Origin of the sequence: Microcystis sp. LE18-22.4A, assembly GCF_027531105.1 — a bacterium.
In the GTDB taxonomy this organism is placed as follows: Bacteria; Cyanobacteriota; Cyanobacteriia; order Cyanobacteriales; family Microcystaceae; genus Microcystis; species Microcystis aeruginosa.
Genome location: NZ_JAPZRB010000546.1, coordinates 1 through 7,759 on the forward strand (window position 1 = coordinate 1; position 7,759 = coordinate 7,759).

The 7,759-nt window shown below is 43.9% G+C and carries 7 protein-coding genes; 5 read left to right on the top strand and 2 right to left on the bottom strand.

Annotated features, from left to right (window positions below):
* The first annotated feature begins 576 nt into the window (after positions 1-576).
* From cpcB to O9295_RS23400, 5 genes are all read left to right on the top strand, one after another.
* Positions 577-1,095: a C-phycocyanin subunit beta gene (cpcB, locus tag O9295_RS23380; protein ID WP_002735500.1), complete on the top strand. Its 519-nt coding sequence runs from the start codon at positions 577-579 to the stop codon at positions 1,093-1,095.
* 66 nt (positions 1,096-1,161) lie between these two features.
* Positions 1,162-1,650, top strand: coding sequence for a C-phycocyanin subunit alpha (cpcA, locus tag O9295_RS23385; protein WP_002759025.1), 489 nt, complete (start codon positions 1,162-1,164; stop codon positions 1,648-1,650).
* 176 nt (positions 1,651-1,826) lie between these two features.
* Positions 1,827-2,705: a phycobilisome linker polypeptide gene (locus tag O9295_RS23390; RefSeq protein WP_002736362.1), complete on the top strand. Its 879-nt coding sequence runs from the start codon at positions 1,827-1,829 to the stop codon at positions 2,703-2,705.
* Between the two features lie 137 nt (positions 2,706-2,842).
* A complete protein-coding gene (gene ribBA / locus O9295_RS23395) occupies positions 2,843-4,519 on the top strand; it encodes a bifunctional 3,4-dihydroxy-2-butanone-4-phosphate synthase/GTP cyclohydrolase II (RefSeq protein ID WP_002759028.1) in 1,677 nt (558 codons plus the stop codon).
* Between the two features lie 67 nt (positions 4,520-4,586).
* Positions 4,587-5,330, top strand: a complete 744-nt coding sequence (locus O9295_RS23400; protein WP_288035684.1) for a Uma2 family endonuclease — start codon at positions 4,587-4,589, stop codon at positions 5,328-5,330.
* Positions 5,331-5,387: 57 nt separating this feature from the next.
* Here O9295_RS23400 and O9295_RS23405 read toward each other — a convergent pair whose 3' ends face one another.
* A complete protein-coding gene (locus O9295_RS23405; RefSeq protein ID WP_288035688.1) occupies positions 5,388-6,446 on the bottom strand; it encodes a D-alanine--D-alanine ligase family protein in 1,059 nt (352 codons plus the stop codon).
* 494 nt (positions 6,447-6,940) lie between these two features.
* On the bottom strand, positions 6,941-7,759 hold an 819-nt coding region (locus tag O9295_RS23410), incomplete at its 5' end, for a helix-turn-helix transcriptional regulator (protein ID WP_288035690.1).

Sequence of the window (7,759 nt, forward strand, 5' to 3'; positions counted from 1 at the left end):
CCCACACCCCACACCCCACACCCCACACCCTACTCCCTACTCCCTACTCCCTACTCCCCACTCCCCCACTCCCTTCTTTACAAAACTTCATCGTAATTGGAGGGCTGGAAAGGGCAATCCTTGGGCAATAGGGGAAGGGAAAGCGGGGAAATATTAAAAAAAACTTAAAATTTTTATCTTGCTGCCCTTTATACCCTTAAAGCCTTGCTGTCTCTGATTTCCCGACGGTGAGAGGCTTTGAGCCATGGTCAGGAATTGATGACCAACTCGATCGAGTTATTGTTAAGTGACTGTTACAAAAAGACAGCAAAAAACTTAATAATATGTAACAAACAAAGTTTCGACAGCAGTGTATAAATTTAATTTGAGGGGCCAAGATAACAGACAAAAGTTAAGCTGGATACTTGTTTAACCTCCTTAGGTGATTTATGAGAGAGCCATGAAGTTTTTTCAGGTTTCTTAAAGTAGGTCGCAACAATCGCGGTCAAGGCTAGTCTAGGCTCACCGTGAAATCCCTTAAGAGGGAAAACCTTTTAATTGCAAGCAAATCCCATTTAAATTTAGGAGATTGTCACAATGTTTGACGCATTCACCCGGGTAGTATCCCAAGCTGATGCTCGCGGCGAATATTTAAGCTCTTCCCAACTAGACGCTCTGAGCGCCATGGTTGCCGACAGCAACAAACGGATGGACTCTGTTAACCGGATCACCAGTAACGCTTCCACCATCGTTGCCAACGCCGCTCGTAGCCTGTTCGCTGAACAGCCCCAACTGATCACCCCCGGTGGTAATGCCTACACCAGCCGTCGTATGGCCGCTTGCTTACGCGACATGGAAATCATCTTGCGTTATGTTACCTACGCTACCTTCTCTGGCGACGGCAGTGTTCTCGATGATCGTTGCTTAAATGGTCTGCGCGAAACCTATGTAGCTTTGGGAGTACCAGGAGCTTCCGTAGCTGCTGGCGTAAGCAAAATGAAAGAAGCGGCTTTATCCATTGCTAACGATCGCAACGGTATCACCCCCGGCGATTGCAGTGCTTTAATGTCTGAAATTGCCAGCTACTTCGACCGCGCCGCCGCTGCTGTCGCCTAGTCCCTGGGGCTAGTCTCAATTAAACCGTAGGAAACTTATTGCAAGATTATTGGGAGATACCAAACAATGAAAACCCCCCTTACCGAAGCCGTAGCAGCCGCTGATTCTCAAGGTCGTTTCTTAAGCAGCACCGAAATCCAAACTGCTTTCGGTCGTTTTCGTCAAGCTTCTGCTGGCCTCAGCGCCGCTAAAGTGTTGACCGAAAGAGCCAGTTCTTTGATCTCCGGTGCTGCTCAAGCTGTGTACAACAAGTACCCCTACACCACCCAAATGCAAGGGGCTAACTTTGCGGCGGATCAACGCGGTAAAGAAAAATGCGCTCGTGACATCGGTTACTACCTCCGCATGGTGACCTACTGCTTAGTTGCTGGTGGAACCGGTCCGATGGACGAGTACCTTATCGCTGGTATCGACGAAATCAACCGCACCTTCGACCTGTCTCCTAGCTGGTACATCGAAGCCCTCAAATACATCAAAGCCAACCATGGTTTAAGTGGCGACCCCGCAGTAGAAGCCAACTCCTATATCGACTACGCGATCAACGCTCTCAGCTAGTCCGATCGAAAAAACTGCTGGTCTGGAAAGACAGGAGGTTGTTAGCAAAAGGGTTAGCAATCACCTGTTCTTCCAGACCTTGTTATATCCATCGTCAAGGCGGCCAGGTAATCGAACTGATCCTCGCCTAGCTTTGAGGGGTCAGAAAATGATCATTTTTTTGTAGGAGAACTTTAGTGGCAATTACTACCTCAGCTTCCCGTTTAGGGACAACCGCTTTTAGCGAGGTTGCTCCCGTGGAATTACGTCCCGATTGGTCCCGTGACGACGCACAGGCGGTTATTCGCGCCGTCTATCGTCAGGTGCTAGGCAATGACTATATCATGCGTTCCGAGCGCCTTACCAGTGCCGAATCCTTACTCTGCAACGGTTCGATCACCGTGCGGGAATTCGTCCGCGCCGTGGCCAAATCGGAACTGTATAAGAACAAATTCTTCTACGGTAACTTCCAAACCCGCGTCATCGAACTTAATATCAAACATCTTTTAGGTCGCGCTCCCTACGATGAGTCGGAAGTGGTCTATCACCTCGATCTCTACGAAAACAAAGGATTCGAGGCCGATATCGACTCCTACATCGATTCCGCCGAATATACCGAAAACTTCGGTGATAGCATCGTTCCCTACTATCGCGGTTTTGCCAGCCAACCCGGTCAAAAAACCGTGGGATTTACCCGGATGTTCCAACTCTATCGCGGTTATGCCAACAGCGATCGCTCTCAGATTGCCGGCAAAACCTCCCGTTTAGCGGTGGAATTAGCTCAAAACGGTGCTTCGGCAGTAGTCGGTCCCTCCGGTGGCAGCGATGGTTGGGCCTATCGTCCCTCTGCTCAACGCAACACCCCCAGTAAAGCTCTGGGTGGTAGTGTGGCCTATGGTGATGTGGGTAAGCTCTATCGCGTGGAAATTGCCGCTATTAGCAAACCGGGTTATCCCCGTGTCCGTCGCAGTAGCAAAGCGATTATCGTCCCCTTTGAACAGTTAAATAACACCCTGCAACAGATCAACCGTCTCGGTGGCAAAGTTGCCAGCATCACCCCCGCTAGTTTGAACTAATTTTCTAGCTTAAGATAACTAAAAGTCTCCCGGGCAGCCGTCAGGTTCACCGGGAGACTTTTTTCTAGGGAACTGGCAGAAATTGACCCTCAGCAGATCGAGCAAACCTGTAGAATGAAAATAATTCCCTCGTTTTAATGCCTGTGACTGTCACTTCGATCGCTTTTGACTCTATCGATACTGCCTTAGCGGAAATCAAAGCCGGACGTGCCATTGTCGTAGTTGATGATGAGAATCGCGAAAATGAAGGAGATCTAATCTGTGCGGCCCAATTTGCCACCCCCGATCTGATTAACTTCATGGCAGTGCAAGCTCGCGGTTTAATCTGTCTGGCCATGACAGGAGAGCGTCTTGATGCTCTCGAATTACCCTTGATGGTGACAAAAAACACCGATAGCAATCAAACCGCTTTTACCGTTAGCATCGATGCCGCTCCCCATTTAGGGGTTAAAACTGGCATTTCGGCAGAAGATCGGGCGAAAACCGTACAAGTTGCCATTAATCCAGTCACTCGTCCCGACGATCTCACCCGTCCCGGTCATGTCTTCCCGATTCGTGCTAAAGCCGGTGGGGTCTTAAAACGTGCCGGTCATACGGAGGCGGCCGTGGATCTAGCTCGGTTAGCCGGGTTGTATCCGGCGGGAGTTATCTGTGAGATCCAAAATCCCGATGGTTCCATGGCCCGTTTACCGCAACTATTTGAATACGCTCGTCAACATAATCTCAGGTTAATTAGCATTGCCGATCTGATCGGTTATCGCTTAAAACACGATCGCTTTGTCCATCGGGAAACGGTCTGTGATTTTCCCAGTCAATTCGGCACTTTTCAGCTTTATGCCTACCGAAATTTATTAGATCAAACCGAACACATCGCTATTGTGAAAGGCGATCCCGCCCTCTTTGGCGATCAACCTGTAATGGTACGAATGCACTCGGAATGTCTGACCGGGGATGCTTTGGGATCCTTGCGTTGCGATTGTCGCCAACAGTTACAAACTGCCCTAAAAATGATCGAAAAAAACGGTTTGGGGGTGGTGGTTTACCTGCGACAGGAAGGACGGGGAATTGGCTTAATTAATAAGCTAAAAGCCTATTCTTTACAGGATATAGGACTAGATACGGTGGAAGCCAACGAAAGGTTAGGATTTCCCGCCGATTTGCGCGATTACGGCATGGGAGCGCAAATGCTCAACGATTTGGGGGTGAGAAATATTCGTTTAATTACCAATAATCCCCGTAAAATTGCCGGATTAAAAGGCTATGGTTTGGAAATAGTCGAGCGAGTACCTTTGCTGATCGAGGCTAATGATTATAATTCCAATTATCTAGCCACAAAAGCGGAAAAGTTAGGACATCTATTCCTACAAACCTATCTAGTTACCATCGCTCTCAGTTGGGGGGAAAATCCGCCGTCAATTTCGCAAAGATATCATCAATTAGAGAAATTACGGCAGTTAAGTCGCGCTAATCAATTATCTCTCCAAGAAGAAACCCGACCGGTAGCCAATGCCCTTTTTGATCGCGCCCCTTTGATCGTACATTTAGGTTTAGATATTCGTCAGGGTGTTAGCAGTAATTGGTATAAAAATCCTTCCCATCCTTATCTTCTGGTTATTGACAAGATATTAAATGACATTAAAGATTGGTCGGAAATTGAACGCTTAGAATTTTTAATTTCCGACGGAGACGATTCGATGACGGGATTACAAATGAAACTCGATCGTCAAAAAATGTCCGATGAAGATTTCTCACAATTACCACAATTAGCTACCCAAATTATCTACAGTTTTACTCGTGATTCAGCCAAAAATTAGTTTTCTATGACCAGAAAAGAGCGTAACAGTTTATAATTAAACAAAGCTAGTATAACGGGGAAAAACTATGACAACTCTCGACATTTTACCAGAAGTTACCTGTCCCCCCACCGATTTATGGAGTGATGAACCACCCTTGGAAAGTGATTTACATCTGCAACAGATCATAATTCTTCTCAGTTGTCTAGAATTATTATGGCAAGAGAAAAACGATTACTACGCTTCCGGTAATCTGACTATCTACTATAACGAAGAACAACTGAAAAAGCGCGATTTCTGTGGTCCTGATTTTTTTGTGGTTTTAGATACAGAAAAACGTCCCCGCAAAAGTTGGGTAGTCTGGGGAGAAGGGGGTAAATATCCCAATGTGATCGTGGAAATTCTCTCCCCATCCACTGCTAATATCGATCGCAATAAAAAGAAAATTCTCTATCAAAATACCTTTCGCACTCCTAATTATTTTTGGTTTGATCCTGAAAGTTTAGAACTGCAAGGATTTAGATTAATTGCGGGACAATATCAGGCTATTGCTGCTAATGAAAACGGCTATTTATGGAGTGAACAATTAGAACTCTATTTAGGCATATTTGACCGTAAACTGCGTTATTTTACCACCGATGGTCAATTGGTTCCCACTCCCCAAGAAGCTGAATTAGAGCAAAGACAAGCAAAGGAACAGATTTTTTTAGAAAAGGAACAGGAACGAAAGGCAAAAGAACAGGCTCTTTTAGAAAAAGAACAAGCTATCTTAGAAAAGGAAAAATTAGCCCAAAAATTACGAGAATTGGGCATTGATCCCGAAACTATCTAATTGATAAATATCTCTAGTTTAGGTAATTCCTATCCTAGAAATGTTGGTAATTTAACCTTATTTTTCCTGTCTTTCTAAGGCTAATTGTACTAACTTATCGACCAATTTATCAAACTCTAAACCGGTGGCTTTCCAGAGTTGGGGATACATACTAAAATTAGTAAACCCCGGCAGAGTATTAATTTCATTGATCAACACTTCCCCAGTCTTTTCCACATAGAAAAAATCCACCCGCGACAATCCCGCAGCATCCACAGCTTTAAATGCTTCTACAGCCATTTCTCGCACTTGATTAGCAATTTTATCGGGAATATTAGCGGGAATCACCATACTCGATCGCCCGTCAGTATATTTAGTTTCATAGTCATAAAAATCACTATCAAAAGTAATTTCTCCCACCAAAGAAGCTTGGGGATTATCATTACCTAAAACCGCACATTCGATTTCTCTTGCGGTTACTCCTGCTTCAACAATAATCCGTCGATCATAACTAGCAGCACTATCTAAAGCAGCCTCTAATTCTTGCCGGTTGCGTGCTTTACTAATACCCACCGAAGAACCTAAATTAGCCGGTTTAATAAAACAAGGATAACCTATTTCCTCGGCGATTTGATCGCACAACTGCGGAAAAATACAGGCATTTGACCACACTTGTGAGCGGGTTACGGCCTTATACTTAACTTGGGGTAATCCAGCGGCTGCAAAAGCAGTTTTCATGGCAATTTTATCCATGCCTAGGCATGAACCCAGGACCCCACTACCCACAAAAGCAACCCGCATGAGAGTGAGTAATCCTTGCAAAGTACCATCTTCCCCATTCGGTCCGTGGAGAATTGGAAACCAAACCTCCATTTCCCTCACTTCTGGGGGAAATTGCCAGATATTGACTTTTATATTACTCTCAATAGCTAGGGGTTGCCCAGAGGTTAAAATTTGTCTAGCAGTTGCTGCCGAATGCCAACAGCCATTTTTATCGATATAGAAGGGGATAACTGCGTATTTGTCAAGATTTTCGGGGTAATTAAAAGCTTGCAGGATCGATCGAGCCGAATTGATAGATACCTCGTGTTCTCCCGATCGACCACCAAACAACAATCCTACCTTGATCTTATCCATATTATCCTCTCTAGACCCAGCTATATCCTAAATTAGAGTTCAACTATCATATATACTATGGGCGGAGTTTACAATAGTTGCAAATGATTTAGACGCGGCTGTCCCTCGTCAGATCGGGGTTTCGGCAAAACCTAAAGATAAACATTCTCGCACGGGCAAATACTGTCGGGCGGACAGAAATTCAAACCCTCGGACAGACTACCCACTGTCTATTAAGTGAAAGCTTAGTAGATAAGGTAACTGGATGAACAGGGAATCCCGAAGCGCTTAGTGCGATGGGAGCGTCAACTAATCAAGAGAAGATGGCTCTCTGGATCCTTGGGTGAAAAATGTTCACCACGTCACATTATGGGCGGAAGCTTTCATTGGTGTCAACTTAAGCAAGAAGCTTAATTATCAAGAGTAGCTGATCATCCCAGGGGAAGGACGTAAAAAATGGTAAAATAAGGCGGATAAATCTAAAAATAATCTTCATTCCTACCCCTACTATTTTTTTAGGTTTCAGAGGGGAAGTAACCAAACAGTTTTTTATAATCAGAGGCTAGATATCCTCGGTGAAAAAAACCTAATTCTTCAGCAATTTCATAAATTAATTTTGTCTGATTATTCTGGCTAAGAGATTGATGTAGAGCATTAAGACGAAGCAATTTAAAATAATTGTAAGGAGACATTTGATAGAAGTCTTTAAATATATATTCTAAGGTGCGTTGACTTACTTCTAAGTCTTGACAAATCGCTGGAATAGTAAGATCAGAACGCAGATTTTTTCTCATCATTTCTTCTGCTTTTTTGAGAATAGAGGTGCGTCTGATAGTGTTTTTAGGAGTTGTAATATCTTTGGTTACTGCTAAAGTCAAAAGAAAATCTTTGACAATTTCTTCTTTTAATTTTTGCTTGACAAAATTTAATCTTAATGCTTTTCTTTGCCAAGATATTTGTTGACAATCTAAATTAAATAGCATTCGATAAAGTTGATGACAAGATTGTTGGAGATGACGAATTTTTTCCGATGGGCAAATCACAATCGAAGAAGCGGAAGAATTTAAAAACTTTTTCGCTTCTGGTAGCTCTAAAGTTTGGCACAATTGTTGCAGATAATTATCATGAACGTAAAGCTGAAAACGATTGGAAAAAGGATGTTGAAAAACGGAAATTTCTGATTTAGGGGGGATAATCCCAAGATAGTTATTTTCTAATGGATACAAATTTTGGAAGAAGACAGAATTCACCTGAACAGGAATCGCAAAAACCCATATTTTAGAATGGATTACTCCCGCAACATTCGTTAAACAATTACGTTGCGATAATTCTAA